The sequence below is a fragment of the Rhizohabitans arisaemae genome, from assembly GCF_025996515.1.
Classification (GTDB): domain Bacteria; phylum Actinomycetota; class Actinomycetes; order Streptosporangiales; family Streptosporangiaceae; genus Rhizohabitans; species Rhizohabitans arisaemae.
In genome coordinates this window covers 1,098,674-1,117,590 of record NZ_BLRH01000009.1, presented here as the reverse complement: position 1 = coordinate 1,117,590, position 18,917 = coordinate 1,098,674, and the positions used below count along the sequence as shown (strand labels likewise).

The 18,917-nt window shown below is 69.0% G+C and carries 21 protein-coding genes; 13 read left to right on the top strand and 8 right to left on the bottom strand.

All coding sequences use genetic code 11. The features are described 5' to 3' along the window. Nucleotides 1-13: 13 nt before the first annotated feature. Entirely contained in the window at nt 14-334 is a 321-nt protein-coding gene (locus tag RUR_RS05770; protein ID WP_283133808.1) for a hypothetical protein, read from the bottom strand. 88 nt (nt 335-422) lie between these two features. Then, the gene (locus tag RUR_RS05765; protein WP_283133807.1) at nt 423-1,199 is read right to left on the bottom strand and encodes an SCO2322 family protein; all 777 of its coding nucleotides are present in this window, start codon (nt 1,197-1,199) and stop codon (nt 423-425) included. Nucleotides 1,200-1,263: 64 nt separating this feature from the next. Here RUR_RS05765 and RUR_RS05760 point away from each other — a divergent pair, with 64 nt between their 5' ends. After that, a complete protein-coding gene (locus tag RUR_RS05760; protein ID WP_283133806.1) occupies nt 1,264-1,473 on the top strand; it encodes a hypothetical protein in 210 nt (69 codons plus the stop codon). Between the two features lie 51 nt (nt 1,474-1,524). Here the strand turns inward: RUR_RS05760 and RUR_RS05755 are convergent, their stop codons facing one another. After that, on the bottom strand, nt 1,525-2,526 hold the full coding sequence (locus RUR_RS05755; protein ID WP_283133805.1) for an aldo/keto reductase family protein: 1,002 nt from the start codon (nt 2,524-2,526) through the stop codon (nt 1,525-1,527). A gap of 117 nt (nt 2,527-2,643) precedes the next feature. Between RUR_RS05755 and RUR_RS05750 the strand changes: the two genes are divergently transcribed. Next, complete coding sequence (locus tag RUR_RS05750; RefSeq protein WP_283133804.1) at nt 2,644-3,156, top strand: copper chaperone PCu(A)C; 513 nt, start codon at nt 2,644-2,646, stop codon at nt 3,154-3,156. 85 nt (nt 3,157-3,241) lie between these two features. Here RUR_RS05750 and RUR_RS05745 read toward each other — a convergent pair whose 3' ends face one another. Then, nucleotides 3,242-5,248, bottom strand: a complete 2,007-nt coding sequence (locus RUR_RS05745; RefSeq protein WP_283133803.1) for a PhoX family protein — start codon at nt 5,246-5,248, stop codon at nt 3,242-3,244. A gap of 274 nt (nt 5,249-5,522) precedes the next feature. Beyond that, nucleotides 5,523-6,131 (bottom strand): DUF3043 domain-containing protein, encoded by a 609-nt coding sequence (locus RUR_RS05740; RefSeq protein ID WP_283133802.1) that lies wholly within the window; start codon nt 6,129-6,131, stop codon nt 5,523-5,525. Nucleotides 6,132-6,253: 122 nt separating this feature from the next. Here RUR_RS05740 and RUR_RS05735 point away from each other — a divergent pair, with 122 nt between their 5' ends. The 6 genes from RUR_RS05735 (at nt 6,254) to RUR_RS05710 (ending at nt 10,411) form a co-directional block, all read left to right on the top strand. Beyond that, nucleotides 6,254-7,054: a PspA/IM30 family protein gene (locus RUR_RS05735; RefSeq protein WP_283133801.1), complete on the top strand. Its 801-nt coding sequence runs from the start codon at nt 6,254-6,256 to the stop codon at nt 7,052-7,054. Next, on the top strand, nt 7,051-7,329 hold the full coding sequence (gene pspAA, locus RUR_RS05730) for a PspA-associated protein PspAA (RefSeq protein ID WP_283133800.1): 279 nt from the start codon (nt 7,051-7,053) through the stop codon (nt 7,327-7,329). The genes RUR_RS05735 and pspAA overlap by 4 nt, the downstream gene beginning before the upstream one ends. Before the next feature lie 10 nt (nt 7,330-7,339). Further along, entirely contained in the window at nt 7,340-8,242 is a 903-nt protein-coding gene (gene htpX, locus RUR_RS05725) for a zinc metalloprotease HtpX (RefSeq protein ID WP_283133799.1), read from the top strand. After that, entirely contained in the window at nt 8,239-8,805 is a 567-nt protein-coding gene (gene pspAB, locus RUR_RS05720) for a PspA-associated protein PspAB (protein WP_283133798.1), read from the top strand. Before htpX ends, pspAB begins: the two co-directional genes overlap by 4 nt. A gap of 43 nt (nt 8,806-8,848) precedes the next feature. Further along, complete coding sequence (locus RUR_RS05715; protein ID WP_283133797.1) at nt 8,849-9,595, top strand: maleylpyruvate isomerase family mycothiol-dependent enzyme; 747 nt, start codon at nt 8,849-8,851, stop codon at nt 9,593-9,595. A gap of 69 nt (nt 9,596-9,664) precedes the next feature. Next, nucleotides 9,665-10,411, top strand: coding sequence for an SIMPL domain-containing protein (locus RUR_RS05710; protein WP_283133796.1), 747 nt, complete (start codon nt 9,665-9,667; stop codon nt 10,409-10,411). 270 nt (nt 10,412-10,681) lie between these two features. Here RUR_RS05710 and nadA read toward each other — a convergent pair whose 3' ends face one another. Further along, the gene (gene nadA, locus RUR_RS05705; protein WP_428846969.1) at nt 10,682-11,857 is read right to left on the bottom strand and encodes a quinolinate synthase NadA; all 1,176 of its coding nucleotides are present in this window, start codon (nt 11,855-11,857) and stop codon (nt 10,682-10,684) included. A 651-nt stretch (nt 11,858-12,508) separates the two neighbouring features. Between nadA and erpA the strand changes: the two genes are divergently transcribed. Continuing rightward, on the top strand, nt 12,509-12,859 hold the full coding sequence (erpA, locus tag RUR_RS05700; RefSeq protein WP_283133795.1) for an iron-sulfur cluster insertion protein ErpA: 351 nt from the start codon (nt 12,509-12,511) through the stop codon (nt 12,857-12,859). A 185-nt stretch (nt 12,860-13,044) separates the two neighbouring features. Then, the gene (locus RUR_RS05695; protein ID WP_283133794.1) at nt 13,045-14,031 is read left to right on the top strand and encodes a carbohydrate kinase family protein; all 987 of its coding nucleotides are present in this window, start codon (nt 13,045-13,047) and stop codon (nt 14,029-14,031) included. A 67-nt stretch (nt 14,032-14,098) separates the two neighbouring features. Here RUR_RS05695 and RUR_RS05690 read toward each other — a convergent pair whose 3' ends face one another. Beyond that, nucleotides 14,099-14,350 carry a sulfurtransferase TusA family protein gene (locus tag RUR_RS05690; RefSeq protein ID WP_283133793.1) on the bottom strand — a complete coding sequence of 84 codons (252 nt, stop codon included), beginning with the start codon at nt 14,348-14,350 and terminating at the stop codon, nt 14,099-14,101. A gap of 223 nt (nt 14,351-14,573) precedes the next feature. Next, on the bottom strand, nt 14,574-15,707 hold the full coding sequence (locus tag RUR_RS05685) for a cysteine desulfurase family protein (protein ID WP_283133792.1): 1,134 nt from the start codon (nt 15,705-15,707) through the stop codon (nt 14,574-14,576). Nucleotides 15,708-15,981: 274 nt separating this feature from the next. Between RUR_RS05685 and ctaC the strand changes: the two genes are divergently transcribed. Genes ctaC through RUR_RS05670 form a run of 3 tightly spaced genes read left to right on the top strand, consistent with a single transcriptional unit; the run spans nt 15,982 to nt 18,790 of the window. Next, the gene (gene ctaC / locus RUR_RS05680) at nt 15,982-16,713 is read left to right on the top strand and encodes an aa3-type cytochrome oxidase subunit II (RefSeq protein WP_346349015.1); all 732 of its coding nucleotides are present in this window, start codon (nt 15,982-15,984) and stop codon (nt 16,711-16,713) included. Then, a complete protein-coding gene (gene ctaD, locus RUR_RS05675; RefSeq protein WP_283133791.1) occupies nt 16,710-18,398 on the top strand; it encodes an aa3-type cytochrome oxidase subunit I in 1,689 nt (562 codons plus the stop codon). Before ctaC ends, ctaD begins: the two co-directional genes overlap by 4 nt. Then, nucleotides 18,395-18,790, top strand: a complete 396-nt coding sequence (locus tag RUR_RS05670; RefSeq protein WP_283133790.1) for a cytochrome c oxidase subunit 4 — start codon at nt 18,395-18,397, stop codon at nt 18,788-18,790. Before ctaD ends, RUR_RS05670 begins: the two co-directional genes overlap by 4 nt. Nucleotides 18,791-18,917: the final 127 nt, after the last annotated feature.

The following is an 18,917-nucleotide window of genomic DNA, read 5'->3' as shown; positions in this document are numbered from 1 at the left end:
CGGCGGCGCGGCTTCAGTTGAGGTTCTTGAGGTCCTCCCGCCGGGCGTTCAGCAGGACCTCCCCGGTGTCGCTGGAGGACACCGCGTGCATCGGCACGTAACACCTGGTGCGGTCGAGGATTCTCGCGAGGACCCCCAGGAACCCGTCGGTCCGGATCTCCCCCCGGCGGCTCAGCAGGCCTCCGGGGGTCTGAACCGCGGAGACGATCAGGCCTATGACCTGGAAGTCCTTCTTCATCCCGAAGCGCTCGCGGGCCTTGAGCCGGACGTCCACCACATGTCCCACCCACTGGCCTCCGGCGTCCCAGACCGAATGGCCGATCAGATCGCTCACCGGCATACCGGCCCCCCAAGCCGAATGATCATCAGTTCGGGGTCAGTATCACCGTCCGCGCAGGTGGAGCCGATCGGGGCGCGGAGGGCTAGGCGTGATCTTTACTCTCGGAACCCCCGCCGCCGCGCCGGGCGACCGCGTACGCCCCGACGCCGAGCAACGCCACGATGCCCACCCCGCCGAGGATCCAGGTGAGCGAGGAGCCGCCCGCGTCCACCACGGGGGCGAGGTTTTGCGGCTGGACCGCGCTGCCCTTGTCCTTCTCCTTGGCCGGATAGCCGTTGATCTCGACGATGTAGTCCTCGCGGTCGATCCGGGGCCTGACCACGGAGGCGAGCAGGTCCATGCCGGTCGCGTTCTCACCCGTCACCGCGCACTTGACGACTTTGGTGGGCTTGGGGGGCGCGTCGCCGGGGAACGCGTCCTCGGCCGCCCCGAAGTCGACGACCAGGCCCACCCGTTTCATCCCCGGTCGCGGTTCGACGCCCGCGCAGATCGTCTCGAACGGGTAGGTCTCCCCGGAGGGGGGTTCGGCGGACATCACGTTCTCGGAGGCGGAGAACCGCCAGCCCTCCACGGAGCCGTCCCTGGGGTTGCGGTCGCCCGGCCCCTGCTGGACGAAGATCCAGCCCGTGCCGTCGAACTGGTGGTAGCTCCAGAACCGTTTGAGTTGCTCCGGCCGGGGGCTCGGGACCGGCTCGGGGGTTTCGCCGCCAGGAGGTTCGGCCCCCGGTGACCGCGTCTCCGGCGTCTCCGGCGTCTTGGCGAGGACGGCGGGGGCCGGCGTCAAGAGGAGTGCTGTCGCCGCGACGAGGAGTGCGGTACGGCGAAGCCTGGGCAGCATGCTGGGAGCCTCCGTGGTCATGATTGAAGTAGGGTCGCCAAGTCCGCTACGGCGCGGACGAAACCCACGAAATGGAGCGTATGGCATGACATGGCGCTGGCGTTACGAGAATGCCGACGGAGCCGAACTGGACGGCACGCCTTTGCCGCACGAAGTGTTCACCAGCCAGGCCGACGCCGAGTCCTGGCTCGGCGAGAACTGGCGGACCCTGCTGGAGGCGGGTGTGGAGCAGGTGACCCTGCTGGAGGGGGACCGGGTGGAGTACGCGGCCATGAGCCTGCGCCCCGAGGCCTGAGCGCACCCAGACCCCGGGGGGATCTCATCGGCCGGGGGCCTCAGAGGGCTGTCAGGGGCGCCGCTCCGGGCTGGACGTCAGCGACGGGTCGCGCAGGACCACCGGGCCGAGGACGTCGTCGATCGCCGCCATGACGTCGGCACCGAGCCGGACGCCCGCCGCCTTGGCGTTGTCCCGCACCTGCTCGGGCCGGGAGGCGCCGATGATCGCCGAGGAGACGTTCGGGTTCTGCAGGACCCAGGCGACCGCGAGCTGGGCCATGGACAGGCCGGCCTCCGCCGCGATCGGCTTCAGGTTCTGCACCCGGGTGAGCAGGTCGTCGTTCTCCAGGAACGACCCCATGAACGACTGGCCGGAAGGGTCGGTGGCCCGGGAGCCGGCGGGCGGCGCCTGACCGGGGAGGTACTTGCCGGTGAGGACACCCTGGGCGATGGGGGACCAGACGATCTGTCCCACGCCCTCCTTGACGCTGAGGGGGACGACCTCCTCCTCGATGACCCGCCAGAGCATCGAGTACTGCGGCTGGTTGGAGACGAGCCGGTCGAAGCCCATCTCGTCCGCCATCCGCAGGGCCTCGGCGATCTGCCCGGCCGTCCACTCCGACACGCCGACGTACAGCACCTTCCCCTGGCGGACCAGGTCGTCGAAGGTCTTGAGGGTCTCCTCCAGCGGCGTCTCCGCGTCGAAGCGGTGCGCCTGGTAAAGGTCGACGTAGTCGGTCTTCAGCCGCCGCAGCGAAGCGTGGACGGACTCGTGGATGTGCTTACGGGACAGGCCGCGGTCGTTCGGCCCGCTCCCGGTCGGCCAGTACACCTTGGTGAAAATCTCCAGGGACTCGCGCCTGATGCCCTGCAGGGCCCGCCCGAGGACCTCTTCCGCGCGGGTCGCCGCGTAGACGTCCGCCGTGTCGAAGGTCGTGATTCCCTCGTCGAGGGCCGCCTTCACACACGCGAGTGCGGCCTCCTCCTCCACCTGTGAGCCGTGGGTGATCCAGTTGCCGTAGCTGATCTCACTGACCATGAGGCCGCTACGGCCAAGGTGACGAAACTCCATGTATCTCACCCTATGTTCACCCTTGGAGCAGATCGTTCCAACAGATGTCCCGGCTTGGAGTAGATCGTTTAGACAGGTCACGCAAGTCGACGCGCACAGGATTGTTACTCTCTGCTTATGAATGTCACTATTCGTATTGGGCGGCGGGTCCTGCTTGTGGCGATTCTCGGGGCGGCTACCGGCTGCAGCACCCGGTGGGAGCGGAAGCCGAGCGAGCCGGTGTCGCCGGAGGGCGCCCTGGCCTCGAAGGGCGAGATGTACGTCGAGAACGTCTCGGTGCTCGGGCCCGAGCCGACTCAGACGGTGCCGGCGGGGGCCTCGCTCCCGGTCGTCTTCGCCATGATCAACAAAGGGAAGGCGCCGGACCGGCTGCTCTCGATGAGCGCTCCGGGGGCCGCCGAGTCGGGAACGCTGTCCCCGGCTCCGGTGACGGTCCCCCCGGGCACGTCGGTCTGGGTGGGGGCGGCCGTCAGAGCGAGCCTGCGCGGGGTGGTGAAGCCGCTCCAGGTGGGGGACTTCGTCGCGGTGCACCTGCGCTTCGAACGGGTGGGCGAGCTCGTGGTCCCCGATGTGGTCATCCGCCCGGCCTCGTACTCGTCGACGCTGCCCCGATCCCCGGGAGCCTCCTAGGTGGGCGTCGTGGTCCGCGGCGACGGGCCGTCGGCCACGGCAGGCGGGCGACGGCCTTTTCCCGCCGTGCCGTACGGCCGCAAGGCTAGGAGCCGATCCTCTTCCCGCGCGAATGCCAGACCACCGCGACCGACGGGCGGGGCTGCTCGCCGTCGGGCCAGCGGCTGGCCGGGGCGTCCGGGGTGGCGCCGTCGATCTCACCGGGGTGCTGGACCGCGACGAAGACGCTGCGCCGGTCGCGGGTGACCACGGGACCGCACGTCTCGGCGCCGAGCGGCACACTCAGGAACTGGCGCACGTAGCCGCGCTCCCGGCCCCGCACCGGCATGACGAAGAGGCCGTCGTTGGCGCCCAGGGCGTTGCCGTCCGTGGCCAGCCACAGGTTGCCGTCGCCGTCGAAGGCCAGGTTGTCGGGGCAGGAGACGGGCGAGACCTTTGACTTGTCGTACCCCGCGAAATAGGTCGAGGGGTCCTTCGGGTCGCCGCAGACCAGCGGGATCGACCAGGCGAACCCGGTGCCCCGGCCCTCGACGATCTCCAGCACGTGGCCGCTCTTGTTCGACGCGCGCGGGTTGGCCTCGTCCACCTGCGCGGCGGTGCGGTTGGAGTTGTTGGTCAAGGCCACGTAGACGCCGCCGGTGACCGGGTTGCGCTCCACGTCCTCGGGGCGGTCCATCTTGGTGGCGCCCACCTTGTCGGCCGCGGCACGGGTGAAGACCAGCACCTCGGCCGCGCTCATGCCGGGCACGTGGGAGACGGTGCCCGACACCAGCGGAATCCACTCGCCGGAGCCGTCGAAGGCGCCGTCCTTGGGGAGTTTGCCGGAGCCGTCGATCTCCTCCTTGGGGCTGTCGCCGGTGAACCTGGCGACGTACAGGGTGCCCTCGTCGAGCAGCGTCCGGTTGTGGCGGTCGTGGCCGGGGACGTAGCGATCCTTCGACACGAACTTGTAGATGTACTCGAACCGCGAGTCGTCCCCCATGTACACGACCAGGCGCCCGTCGCGGGAGACCGACGTGTCGGCGGCCTCGTGCTTGAAGCGGCCCAGGGCCGTACGCTTGATCGGCGTCCCGTCCGGGTCGAACGGGTCGATCTCCACGATCCACCCGAACCTGTTCACCTCGTTGGGGTGCCTGGCCAGGTCGAAGCGCTCCTCGACCTTGTCGAACCGGCGGCTGCCGCTCGGGACGTCCGTCGGGATCGCATACCTGGCGATGTTCGGGTCCGCCCGGTCGCCGTTGACGAAGTACTGGTCGAAGTTCTCCTCGGCGGTGAGGACCGTGCCCCACGGCGTGGTCCCGCCGCCGCAGTTGTTCAGCATGCCGAGCGGCTTGCGGCCCTCGGGGTCGGCGGCGGTCTTCAGCAGGTCGTGGCCGGCCACCGGGCCGGTGAAGCGCATGGGCGTGCGCGCCGTGATCCGCCGGTTGTAGCGGCGGCGCCCCTTCGTCACCAGCCGCCACTCACCGGTGCCCCGGACCCGCTCCACCTCCACGACCGAGCCGCCGTGCGCCGCCAGCGCGATCTCGATCTGCTCCTCGGTGGGGTCGGCCGGCGAGTAGCCCCGGAACATCAGCGTCTCGTCGGTGTACTCGTGGTTCACCCAGAGCAGCCCCCGGTCCTCGCCTGTCTCCAGCAGCGCGACGTAGTCGCAGTTGTAGCCGAACTGCTTCGCCTGGGCCTCGGCCGTCTGGTTGTCGAAGTCGAACGCGGGCGCGCCGGGCAGCACCGGGTCGCCCCACCGCACCACCACGGAGGAGGAGTAGCCCTGCGGGGTCCGCAGCAGGTCGTCCTTGTTGGGCGGCACCGGGGTGAACCGCAGGTCCCCCGCCTTGGCGCCGTATCCCCCCGCCTCGTGTCCGGGCTCGGCGGCGGCCGGTACGGCCCCGGCCACACCGGCCCCGACCACCAGCGCGCCGAGCGCACCGACGCGCAGCACCCCGCGGCGGGACAGGGCCTCGGCGGCGAGGTCGCCGAAGTAGGGGTTACCGCTGCGGTTGGCGACGTCGTTCGCGCACGCGTCGCCGCAGCGGTACCGGCACGTCAGCGCGGATCGGCCGCTCTTGTGCGGGTTGGGGAGCAGGGGCAGCGGCACGGGATCCTCCAGGTGGTACACGGTCCTTCAGGTCCGGACGCTACGGCGGTGATCGGAACCGCCGATGAACGCGCCGCACCCTCCCGATGAATGCTGCGTGCCTGGCTTTTGCTGAAATTTCAGAATTTCCTGGCCGGTGGCCGCCGGGCGGCGGACAGCCGAAAGCCGGCTCGCGCCGCGATCGGCCGAGCCGTAAAGCGAAGGTCCCCCGAACAAGGGGAAATCTTTACCCTGTGCCGTGTGCCCCCGGCCCGCCGTATCGGGGACACCCGGCTCACCTGCGGGGCAGGCTCGGCTTCTCGCCCACCCGGACCACCGGCGGCGGGAAGCGGAACTTGCGGATCTGCATGGCGCGCATCGCCGCGTACAGCCCGACACCCTTGGGATTCTCCAGGGGATAGGCGGCGATCGCCTGCTTCTTCACGGTTCGCGCCACCCAGAAGCAGGACAGGATCACCGAGACCATCATCAACGGCCACATCACGGTCACGACCGCGAAGTAGACCACCTGCTGGGCGGCGCCCAGCGGGAGGTAGATGAGGAGGAGGATGGCGATCGAGAAGGGCAGGAAGTACTGGCTGGGCAGTCTCCTGCTGTCCACCCAGTCTCGGGCGAACCGCTTCATCGGCCCCTTGTCACGCGGGGGCAGATGGCGCTCCTCCCCGCGGGAGATGCTCTCCTGGGCCTTGGCGCGTTCGGCTCGGGCCCGGTCGCGGGCCTGCCGGTACGCCGCCTTGCGGTCGCGCGGCGCCGAGATCGGCTGACGGCGCCGCCCCTCGGAGTCTCTGCGCTTGGGAGTGGGACGCCCCTTGCCGGTGGGCGTAGGCTGTTCGTCAGAAGCGGGGGCCTCTGCAGCCGGAGGATGAATACGACGTCGGAACACGTCGTTCAGCGTACCGGCGACGCAACTTAGTGACTGCCTCGCGCGTTATGCGTAGGGTGAAGGCAAGCGGCGCTGGGGACGGCACAACTGCAAAAACGTATTGAAGGGGACGGCCGACGCGCATGAGCGTGATGAAGCGACTTTCCATGATCTTCAAGTCCAAGGCCAACAAGGCCCTGGACAAGATGGAAGATCCACGCGAGACCTTGGATTACTCCTATGAGCGGCAACTCCAGTTGCTGCAGAAGGTGCGTCGCGGCGTGGCCGACGTCGCCACCTCGCGTAAGCGGGTGGAGTTGCAGATCAGCCAGATCGAGGGTCAGTCGGTCAAGCTGGAGAACCAGGGTCGGCAGGCGCTCAAGGCCGGCCGTGAGGACCTGGCGCGCGAGGCGCTCACCCGCAGGAACAACCTGCAGAGCCAGATCGCCGACCTCAGGATCCAGTACAGCAACCTCCAAGGTGAGGAGGAGAAGCTGACCATGGCCTCGCAGCGGCTGCAGGCCAAGGTCGACGCCTTCCGCACCAAGAAGGAGACGATCAAGGCGACGTACACCGCCGCCGAGGCGCAGACGCGGATCAACGAGGCGTTCTCCGGCATCTCCGAGGAGATGGGCGACGTCGGCCTGGCGATCCAGCGGGCCGAGGACAAGACCGCGCAGATGCAGGCGCGGGCCGGGGCCATCGACGAGCTGCTGGCGAGCGGCGCCCTCGACGACGCGCTCGGTCCCCGGGACGACATCCAGGCGGAGCTGGACCGGATGGGCGGCGGCATGGACGTCGAGCTTGAACTCCAGCGCATGCGGGCAGAACTCGGCCAGGCCCCCGCGCCCAAGAGCGCGATCGAGTCGGGCCAGAACCACGGCCAGCAGCCGCAGGGACAGCCGCACACGCAGCAATATCGTCAACCGGGGGAGGGCGCATGATTGTTCGAATCATGGGCGAAGGGCAGGTCGAGATCGCCGAGGCGGATATCGACGGGTTGAACGCCTTGGACAGCGAGCTGGAATCGGCCATCGAGGCCGACGACGAGACCGCGTTCCGCGTCCGGCTGGAGAGCCTGCTCGACCGGGTGCGTGAGGTGGGCCGCAGCCTGCCGGACGACAGCCTGGCCGCCTCCGAGCTGATTTTGCCACCCGCTGACGCTTCCATGGACGAAGTCAGGGCGATGCTCGGGGATACCGGCCTCATCCCTGGATAGACCTGGAAGTATGGTCCGAACCCGGTTCGCCCCAGACCGGGGCCTGACCAGCCGCATGGTCCTCACCATGTTCCTGTTGGGCCTCCTGTACGTCGTGTTCGTCGCGGTGCTGATCGCGCTGGGCGTCCGGACCGTGGCGGTCGTGGTGATCGCCGGAGCCCTGCTGTTCGTCCAGTACTTCTTCTCCGACAAGATGGCGCTGTACGCGATGAACGGCCGGGTGGTCCGGCCCGAGGAGGCGCCCGAACTCCACGGGATCGTCGACCGGCTCTCCGCCCTCGCCGGAATGCCCAAGCCCACGGTGGCGATCGCGGACAGCGACATGCCCAACGCCTTCGCCACCGGACGCAACCAGAAGAAGGCGGTCGTCTGCGTCACGACCGGGATCCTGCGCCGCCTGGAGCCCACCGAACTCGAAGGCGTCCTCGCCCACGAGCTGTCCCACGTCGCCCACCGGGATGTGGCGGTCATGACGATCGCCTCGTTCCTCGGGGTCCTCGCCGGTCTGATGACCCGGATGGCCCTCTACACGGGCCTGGCCGGGCGGGAACGCCGCGACAACGGCATCCCCATCGGGTTGATCGTGGTCGCGGTCTCCGGGCTCGTCTACATCGTCAGTTTCCTGCTCACCCGGGTGCTGTCCCGCTATCGCGAGCTCTCCGCCGACCGCTCCGGGGCGCTGCTCACCGGCAGGCCGTCAGCCCTCGCCAGCGCCCTCACCAAGGTGAGCGGGGACATGGCGCGCATCCCCACCCAGGATCTGCGCAAGGCGCAGCCGTTCAACGCCTTCTTCTTCGCCCCCGCGCTCAAGCGGGACTTCAGCGTCTCCGCGCTCTTCGCCACCCACCCGCCGCTGGAGCGACGCCTGGAGCAGCTCGCCAGGATCTCCGCACAGCTGGGCAGGGGAGCATGAGCAGCTGGTGGGACGCGCTGCTCGGCCGGACCAAGCCCGCCAAACCCGATCTGAACCAGCTCTTCGCCCTGCCCTCGGCGGCGATCACGCTGACGGCCGCCACCGGGTTCGGCCCCACCGGGACGGGGTCGGTGTGTTTCCGCGCCGTGGAGGGCGGGGCGTTCGCCCAGGTGGCCGATGAGGCCCGGGCGCTGATCGGGATGAGCGGCCCGGTGGAGCAGTCGGCCGACTCCTACGGGTACACCTGGCTGCTGGTCCGGCACGACCCGGACGACCTGGGGGGCCTGGTCACCGACCTGCACGCGGTGAACGACTCGCTGGAGGGTGCCGGGTTCGGTCCCTCGCTGCTCTGTTCGCTCGTCGCCTTCGCCGACGGCTCCGGACGGCGGATGGCCTTGGTCTACCTGTACAAACGCGGAACGTTCTATCCGTTCGCCCCGTTGGCCGGCGAGCGGCGGGACAACGCCGCGGAGCTGGAGGTCCGGGCCGCGCTCGGCGACGAGCTGAAGATCGAGCCCGATCTGGCCCGCTGGTTCCCACTCTGGGGAGCTCCGGGGCTGTGACCCGGGATTCCCGGGCCGGGGTCGGGATGAGATCCTCGTCACCGTGACGGGTGACACGTGGTCGCATGAGAGATACACCGCCCTGGTCGCGGCGGAGATCGACGCAATGGCACGGACCATCAGGGATCGGGATCCGCTGACCCCGGTGCCGAGCTGTCCGGGGTGGACCCTCGCCGATCTGATCCGGCACACCGGGTCGGTGCACCGGTGGGCCGCCCGGCTCCTGGTGGAGCTGCGGCAGCGGGGACTCCGTCGTGAGGACGCCGCCCTCCCCGCCGACCCCGGGGAGTATCCCGATTGGCTGATCGCCGGGGGAGAGGAGCTCACCCGGGCGCTGCGGTCCGCCGACCCGGACACGCCGATGTGGTCCCTCACCGCGGATCGGCGGCTGGCGTTCTGGTCCCGCCGCCAGCTGCACGAGACGGTCGTCCATCACGCCGACGCCGTACTCGCGCTCGGCGGTGAGCCGTCGATCGACCCCGGGACCGCGCTCGACGGCGTCGACGAGTTCTTCGCGATCCTGACCGCCGCGGCGCGGTACGCCCCCCGGGTGCGTGAGCTGACCGGCGACGGCGAGACGCTCGCCTTCCGCTCCGGCGATCAGGCGTGGCTGGTACGGCTGGCGCCCGACGGCTTCACCTGGAGCCGCGAGCGGGGGCCCGCGACCGTCACGGTGACCGCGGAATCCCCGGGTGATCTGCTGCTTCTCCTCTGGGGCCGGCCGTCCCGGGTGGAGGTCGAGGGCGACGTCAAGCTCCTGCCCTGGTGGACTGAGCGCTCGGCCATCTGAGCGCAAATTCTTACCCGCCCCCTCGGCGGGGGACGGGTCGCCGGAGGCGCCGGGTGATGGCATGGCCACATGATCATCAACTGTGCGGACCGTGTGGCCCGGTCCCGTCCGCCGCTGCTGCGGCGCACGTCGGCCGTCGTCGTCTCCACCGCCGTCGCGCTCGGCCTCCTGGCCGGTCCGGCGTTCGCCCGGGTGGACCCGCCGACGCCGGAGGTCCGGGTCTCCGGCGAAGGCCGCGTCCTGGCCGTCCCCGACGTCCTCCGGCTCAACGCCGGGGTGGAGGTGCGCAGGGAGACGGCGGGCCTGGCCTATCGCGCCGCCCGGGACGTCGCGGGCCGACTGATGCAGGCCCTGCGCGGCGCCGGGGTCGCGGACCGGGACGTCAGCACCCAGGACCTCACGCTGGGGCCGGAGTACGTCCCCGATCGCTATCCGGAGATCGCCCGCTATCGCGCCTCGCAGGGGGTGGAGGCGGTCATCCGGGACCTGACCCGGATCGACGCGGTGCTCGACGCGGTCGCCGCGGTCGGCGACGAGACCCGGATGACCGGGATCTCCTTCGAGGTCTCCGATCCGGTCAAGGCGCTCAGGGACGCCCGTGCCGCCGCCTTCCGGGACGCGCTGGCCAAGGCGCGGCAGTACGCCAAGCTCTCCGGCCGGACGCTTGGCCGGGCCACCCTCGTCTCCGAGGAGCAGGGGTCCGCGCCCCGGCCCATCCCGTACGGCTCGGCCGCGGCCGCCGGGGCCACGAGTTCGATCAGCCCCGGTCAGCAGACCATCTCGGTGTCGGTGCTCGTCCGGTACGAGCTGCGCTGACCTCGTTCCGACGTGCCGTGGTTCCTGGCACGGAGGTGGGAGGCCCTGCCTCCGTGATCGTTGTGGTGTGTGCGTCCGGCTGGGCGTACACACCACAACGATCATGTGGTTCGGGTCACCGTCGGCCCGGTTGTCCTGCGCCCACGGCATATCCCGAGCCGTCTCCGGGCTCGGCCGGTGTTCCCGTACGGCACCCGCGTGGTCCTGTGGAGGCGTCCGGCTGGGCGTGCCGCGCGATGCTCCCGTACAGCATCCGCGTCGCCTAGGCGATCAGGGGATGGAGAGCATCCGGTCCAGCGCCACGCGGGCCCAGTGGGCGGTCTCCGCGTCCACGGTGATCTGATTGACGATCTTGCCCTCGACGAGCGACTCCAGCGCCCAGACCAGGTGCGGGAGGTCGATCCGGTTCATGGTGGAGCAGTAGCAGACCGACTTGTCGAGGAAGGTCACGGACTTGTCGGGGTGGGCTCGGGCGAGGCGCTGCACCAGATTCAGCTCGGTGCCGATCGCCCAGGACGAGCCGGCCGGGGCCTCCTCCAGCGTGCGGATGATGAACTCGGTCGACCCGACGAGGTCGGAGGCGGTCACCACCTCGTGGCGGCACTCGGGGTGCACGAGCACCTGGACCCCCGGGATCCGCCGGCGCACGTCGTCCACACACTCCCGGGTGAACCGGCCGTGCACCGAGCAGTGGCCCTTCCAGAGGATCATCTTCGCGTCCGCGACGCCCTTGGTGCTCGGATGGTGGGGGCTGTACAGGACGCAGTCCTCCAGGGACATGCCCAGGTCCCGGACCGCGGTGTTCCGCCCCAGATGCTGGTCGGGGAGGAAGAGGACCTTGTCCCCACGCTCGAATGCCCATTCGAGGACCCGCTTGGCGTTGGAGCTCGTGCAGACGGCCCCGCCGTGCCGGCCGCAGAACGCCTTGATGTCCGCGGACGAGTTCATGTAGGTGATCGGCACGACCCGATCGGCCACCCCCGCGTCCTCCAGGGCCTCCCAGCACTCCTCGACCTGGTCGAACGTCGCCATGTCCGCCATCGAGCACCCGGCGGCCAGATCGGGGAGGACCACCGCCTGGTGGTCCCCGGTGAGGATGTCCGCGGACTCGGCCATGAAGTGCACGCCGCAGAAGACGATGTAGTCGGCGCCCGGACGGGCCGCCGCCTCCCGGGCGAGCTTGAACGAGTCCCCGGTCACGTCGGCGAAGGCGATGACCTCGTCCCGCTGGTAGTGGTGTCCGAGGACGAACAGCCGGTCCCCGAGCGCGGCCTTGGCCCGCTCCGCCCGGGCCACCAGCTCCGGATCGGACGCGGGCGGCAGCTCACCGGGACAGTCGACACCCCGCTCGCTGTGCGGGTCGGCGCCCTTGCCGAGCACGAAGAGCGGAAGCCCCATTGTGGTGGTCACGGACCCACCCCTTTTCGTCGAAGTGACACTAATCATGCCACATCCTCCGAGAGACCCCTCACCACCCCCCAAACCCGAGTAAACCCACCCCAAGCTCTAGAGGGCTTGCTTCAAAGTCCGGTACAGCTCACACACCGATTCTCGTGATCGTTGTGGTGTGTGTGCCCGGGAGGGTGCGGATAGCGCGGTGATCACCTAAGGCCGTGTGCGGGGCTGGGCCGGGTCTGGCTTGGGAGTGTTCGGAAGTCCTGTGGCCGGGTTGTTTTGGTGATCGTTGTGGTGTGTGTGCCCGGGAGGGTGCGGATAGCGTGACGATCACGTGGGCGGTGCCGGGCTGTGGCCGCATTGTTTGCCTTGCTTCGCGACGGGTCTGACCTCACCTCGCCGGAGGCGGTTCACGCGTTCTGGTTCTGTTACGGGGTACGCTCGCGCTCGACCGCGGCCCACGATGTCACCGCACGCCTTGAGGCCGTACGACGTCCGTGGCGGGAAGCCGCTCCAGGCCGGTCCCCGTCGCCGGTGATCGTTGTGGTGTGTGGGCCTCATGGGGTGCACGCCACGACGATCACGCGATTCGGGTCGGGGCCGGCTTGGCCGGAAGCTCGGAAGGCACCGCGGAATGTCCAGGGCGCGGTGCTGGTTGGTACCGTGTAGACAGGACTGGAATCAAACGCAGGGGATGCGCACATGACGGTTCAGAGCGAGGCCACGCAGCAGGGGATCACCCTGACCGACGCGGCGGCGGCGAAGGTGAAGAGCCTGCTGGAGCAGCAGGGTGAGGAAAACCTGCAGCTTCGCGTGGCCGTGCAGCCGGGTGGCTGTTCGGGCCTGCGCTACCAGCTGTTCTTCGACGACCGGAAGATGGACGGTGACGTGGTCGCCCGGTTCGGCGACGTCGAGGTCGTCACCGACCGGATGAGCGCGCCGTACCTCATCGGGGCGAGCGTCGACTTCGTCGACACCATTGAGAAGTCGGGCTTCACGATCGACAACCCGAACGCCACCGGGTCGTGCGCCTGCGGAGACTCGTTCAACTAGGACACCCCACACTTCCCGGACGGGAAGCGAGGGCTCCAGCCGGGTTTCACCGGACCCCGTCTCCTTGTGGAGACGGGGTTTTCGTTTGCGTGATGCCGCCGCATCGACGGGGCACAAGTAAGCTTGGCGGGCTTTGGCCTTCGTGCCCCCTGAGAATTCGCCTCTGAGACGAGGAGAACGACCCCGTGCGCATCGCCGTAACCGGATCCATCGCGACTGATCAGCTCATGACCTTCCCAGGCCGCTTCGGTGACCAGTTGATCGCCGAACACCTGGACCGCGTGTCGCTGTCCTTTCTCGTCGACGATCTCCAGATCCGTCGCGGGGGCATCGCCGCCAACATCAGCTTCGGCATGGGATGTCTCGGCATCACCCCGATCCTGGTCGGCGCCGTCGGCCACGACTTCGAGGACTACCGCTCCTGGCTGGAACGGCACGGTGTCGACTGCGGCTCGGTGCGCGTCTCCGAGCACCACCACACGGCCCGGTTCCTGTGCACGACCGATCAGGACCACAACCAGATCGCGTCGTTCTACACGGGGGCGATGGCGGAGGCGAGGGAGATCGAGCTTGGCCCGATCGCCGCGCGGTCCGGCGGTCTGGACCTGGTGGTGATCAGCCCCAACGATCCGGACGCCATGGTCCGGCACACCGACGAATGCCGGACCCGGGGCATCCCGTTCCTGGCCGACCCCTCCCAGCAGCTGGCCCGGATGGAGGGCCCCGAGGTGCGGCGGCTCGTGGACGGGGCGGCCTACCTGTTCACCAACGACTACGAGAAGGCGCTGGTCGAGCAGAAGACGGGCTGGTCCGACGAGGAGGTGCTGTCCCGGGTGGGCGTCCGCGTCACCACCCTCGGCCCGAAGGGCGCCCGCATCGACCGCGAGGGCGAACCGTCGATCCACATCCAGCCCGCACCCGAACGCGGCAAGGTCGACCCCACGGGAGTGGGCGACGCCTTCCGCTCGGGATTCGTCTCGGCGCTGGCGTGGGGGCTGTCCCTGGAGCGCTGCGGTCAGGTGGGCGCGCTGATGGCGACCTACGCGCTGGAGAGCGTCGGCCCGCAGGAGTACCGCCTCAGCCAGGAGGACTTCACCACCAGGTTCGCCGCGGCGTACGGCGCGGACGCGGGTTCCGAGGTGGCCCGGCATATCCGGTGCCACCACCCGTAGTCCCGGGCGCGCACGGGTACCGGCCGTCGGCCGTGACTGGAACCGGTCACGGCCGGGGCGGCTCTCGCTAGTAGCTGCGCCGGACGTGGATGGCCCAGCCTTGCTGGAGTTCCACGGTCCCGACGTGTTTGTGTGATTTGAGCCGGCACCAGGCCGGAACGTCGGTGTAGGCGGCCGGGTCGTCGGCGAGGACCGCGATGACGGCGCCGAGCGGGACCTGGTTGATCTGCTCGGCGAGCATGATGATGGGGATCGGGCATTTCCTGCCCAGCGCGTCGATGGTGAGAGCGACGGGGTCCCCCGCGACCTGGTTGCTCATCGGAAGTCCGGGGCGACCGGCCCTGGCGCGGACCAGAGGGCTTTCGCCCCTCCCTCCCTTCCGGAAAGGCTCTGCCGGGGCTCGCGGTGTCGCGGCGAGTCCGTCGAGAGTGCTGCGGCCTGTCCGCCGGGTCGGCGGTCAGGGGTGACACCGGTCGCGCCGATGTCGTTTCGCCGGTGGGACGGGCGGCGCCGGGACCGCCCCGCCGCCGGTCGTGGGGTCGTCACGCCGTCACCCCCTCGGCTGAGCGCAGTCTTGCGACGACGTCGGGTAGTACGTTGAGAAATCGTCTCACATCATGTGCCGTCGAACCCCGGGAGAGCGACACCCGGATGTTGCCGTGCGTGATCACGCCCATCGCCTCCAGTACATGTGACGGGCGAAGCGTGCTCGCCGTACACGAACTTCCTGAAGACACCGCGAATCCTGCCTTATCCAGTTCGATGAGGAGGGCCTCTCCTTCAACATACAGACAGGAGAACGCTACAAGGTGGGGCAGACGTTCTCGGGGCTCTCCGACCACCTGGACGTCGGGAATCAGCGCGGGAATCCGGGTGCGGATCATGTCGATCAACGGGAAGAGCCGCTCGGCCTCGGCGGCGCTCTCGGCGCTCACCGCGCGTAACGCCGCGGCGGCGGCCACGGCGGCCGGCACGTTCTCGAACCCGGGTGATCTCCCGCCGCCGCGCTCGTCCTCGGGCAGGGGCGAGCGCCATCGGGTGCCTTTGCGGATCGCGAGCACCCCGACACCGGCCGGGCCTCCCCATTTGTGGGCGCTCGCGGTGAGCAGCGACCAGCCGGACGGCAGCGGAACGCGGCCCACGGACTGGGCGGCGTCGACCAGGAGCGGAACCCCGGCGGCGCGGCAGGCGGCGGCCGCCTCCTCGACGGGTTGCACGGTGCCGACCTCGTGGTTGGCGGACTGAAGGCAGGCGAGCGCGGTCCCGGGTTCGAGCGCGGAGGCGAACTCGGCGGCGTCGACGCGGCCGGTTTCGCCGACGCCCACGGCCTGGACGGTGCCGCCTTCGCGTTCGTGCAGCGCGCCGGCCTGCAGCACGCTCGAATGCTCGACCGCGCCGACCACCAGCCGGTGCCCGGCCCGGCGCCGGCCCCGCAGCGCGCCGAGCACGCCCAGGTGGACGGCCTGGGTGCCGGAGCCGGTGAACCAGACCTCGTCGGGCCGCACGCCGATGACGTCGGCCACGTCGGCACGCGCCTCGTCGAGCATCATCCGGGCGCGCCGCGCCGCGCCGTACAGTCTGGCGGGGTCGGCCCATCCGGCGTCGAGCGCGGTTAGCAGCGCCTCACGCGCGGCGGGGTGCATGGGTTCGGTGGAAGCTGCGTCGAAATACGCCACATGTCCATCGTCGCACCGGTTTCCGATTTGCCGGGGTCCGCCCCCGGCCGTCGCCGGACTCATCACGTTGGTACGACATTCGCGGGGGCGGCGGGGGACCCGGTGCCTGTCCACGCTAATGTGTCCCCCAGCATAAGCGTGAAGTGAAAAAAGCATGACGACCGCCCGGGGGGAGACCCTTGGGCTTCATTTGTGGGGTAGGCGATCCGTGAGTCCGACCCGCCGTGCAGCACGGCGATCGTTGGCACGCCGCCAGGTACCACGCGCCGCCGCCTTGGCGTTGCTGCTGGTGTCCGCGACGGCGTGTAGTGGTGAGGAGTGGCTCCGGGGAGCCATGCCGGAGAACGTCACCGAGCAGGGCGACACCGTCCTCGCACTGTGGCAGGGCTCCTGGGTGGCGGCGATCGCCGTCGGCGTGGTCGTCTGGGGCTTGATCATTTGGGCGTGCGTCTTCCACCGGAAGCGCAAGGGCGGCGGCGACGACGAGCTCCCGCCCCAGGTGCGCTACAACCTTCCGATCGAGACCCTGTACACGGTGGTCCCGCTCATCATGGTGTCGGTGTTCTTCTTCTTCACCGCCCGTGACGAGGTCTACCTGGACGAGCTGTCCAAGACGCCGGACGCCGTGGTCAAGGTCGAGGGGTTCCAGTGGAGCTGGCGCTTCACCACCCAGTACCAGGGCAAGCAGGTGACGGTCAGCGGCATTCCCGGCAAGGACCCCCAGCTGGTGCTCCCGGTCAGCAAGAAGGTGCATTTCGACCTGCATTCGCCGGACGTCATCCACTCGTTCTGGGTGCCGGCGTTCCTGTTCAAGCGGGACGTCATCCCCGGGGTGCACAACAAGTTCCAGGTGGACACGTTGAACAAGCCGGGCACCTACGTGGGCCGCTGCGCCGAGCTGTGCGGCGTCGACCACAGCCGAATGCTCTTCTCCGTGAAGCTCGTTCCGCAGGCGGAGTTTGAGCAGTACATCCAGACTCAGAGCCAGGCGGGGAGCACGCCATGACCGCCATTCAGCAGCCGGCGACCGCCGGTGTCCTGGCCGCCGGGAAGCCGACGAGCAAGGGTAAGATCATCGCCTCGTGGTTGTCGTCCACGGACCACAAGGTCATCGGCAACCTCTACATGATCGCCTCGTTCGGGTTCTTCCTCATCGGCGGCGTCATGGCGCTGCTGATGCGGGCCGAGCTCGCCGCGCCGGGCCTCCAGCTCACCACGAACGAGCAGTTCAACCAGCTGTTCACCATGCACGGCACGGTCATGCTCCTGATGTTCGCCACCCCGCTCTTCGCCGGGTTCGCGAACGCCATCATGCCGCTGCAGATCGGGTCGCCGGACGTGGCGTTCCCGCGGATGAACATGCTGAGCTTCTGGCTCTTCCTGTTCGGCTCGCTCATCGCGCTCGGCGGGTTCCTCACGCCGGGCGGCGCCGCGAGCTTCGGCTGGTTCGCGTACACGCCCCTGTCCAACGAGGTGAGCTCGCCCGGAATCGGCGGCGACATGTGGATCATGGGTCTCGCGCTCTCCGGCCTCGGCACCATCCTGGGCGCGGTCAACTTCATCACCACGATCATCTGCATGCGGGCGCCCGGCATGACGATGTTCCGCATGCCGATCTTCACGTGGAACGTCCTGCTCACCAGCATGCTGGTGCTGATGGCCTTCCCCGTGCTCGCCGCGGCGCTGCTCGCGCTGGAGGCCGACCGCAAGCTCGGCGCGCACATCTTCGACGCCGAGACCGGCGGTGCGATGCTCTGGCAGCACCTGTTCTGGTTCTTCGGGCATCCCGAGGTGTACATCGTCGCGCTGCCGTTCTTCGGCATCGTCAGCGAGGTCCTGCCGGTCTTCAGCCGCAAGCCCATCTTCGGCTACATCGGCCTGGTGGGCGCGACGATCGGCATCGCGGGCCTGTCCATGGCGGTCTGGGCGCACCACATGTTCCCCACGGGACAGGTGTTACTCCCGTTCTTCTCGTTCATGACGTTCCTCATCGCCGTGCCCACCGGAGTGAAGTTCTTCAACTGGGTCGGCACGATGTGGCGAGGACACATCACGTTCGAGACACCGATGCTGTATTCGATCGGCTTCCTGGTCACCTTCCTTTTCGGTGGCCTGACCGGCATCATCCTCGCCTCGCCGCCGCTGGACTTCCACGTCACCGACTCCTACTTCGTCGTGGCGCACTTCCACTACGTGCTCTTCGGCACCGTGGTGTTCGCGATGTTCGCCGGCTTCTACTTCTGGTGGCCCAAGTGGACCGGGAAGATGCTCGACGAGCGGCTGGGCAAGGTGCACTTCTGGACGCTGTTCTTCGGCTTCCACCTGACGTTCCTGGTCCAGCACTGGCTGGGGGTCATCGGGTTCCCCCGGCGCTACGCGGACTACCTGCCGACGGACGGCTTCACCGAGTTGAACTTCGTCTCCTCGGTCGGCGCCTTCCTGCTCGGCGCCTCCACGCTGCCGTTCCTGTGGAACGTCTGGCGGACGCACAAGAAGGCCCCTCGGGTCAACGTGGACGACCCGTGGGGGTACGGCGCCTCGCTGGAGTGGGCGACCTCCTGCCCGCCGCCGCGGCACAACTTCAAGTCGCTGCCGCGGATCCGGTCGGTGCGCCCGGCCTTCGACCTGCACTATCCACAGATCTCCTCCTCCTCGGGTGAGATCGCGACGGGTGAGGGAGGCAAGCGATGAAGGTCCAGGGATGGATGTTCCTGCTCTGCGGCGTGTTCTTCGCCGCGGTCGACCTGGTGTACTGGTTCTGGTCCAAGGACCCGACCGGGACCACCGCGCTCGGCATCACGGTCGGTCTGGCCTTCATGATCGGCTACTACCTCCTGTACACGGCGGCCCGGATCGGCCCCCAGCCGGAGGACGACAAGCAGGCCGAGGTGGCCGACGGAGCCGGGGAGATCGGCTTCTACAGCCCGCACAGCTGGTGGCCGCTGTTCGTGGGCCTGGCGGCGGCGCTGACGTTCTTCGGGTTCGTCATCGGCTGGTGGCTCTTCATGATCGGTGTCGCCTTGACGATCCTGGCGACCATCGGCTGGGTGTTCCAGTACTACCGGGGTAACTTCGCCCACTGATCGCCCACTATGGACGATCGTGGCAAAACCCTTTATCGCGGGTGACCGACATTCCGTCGGTTACCCGCGATAGTGCTTTTAGGGAGATCCGACCCTTAAGGCGATGGGGAGGCGCACGTGGGAGAGA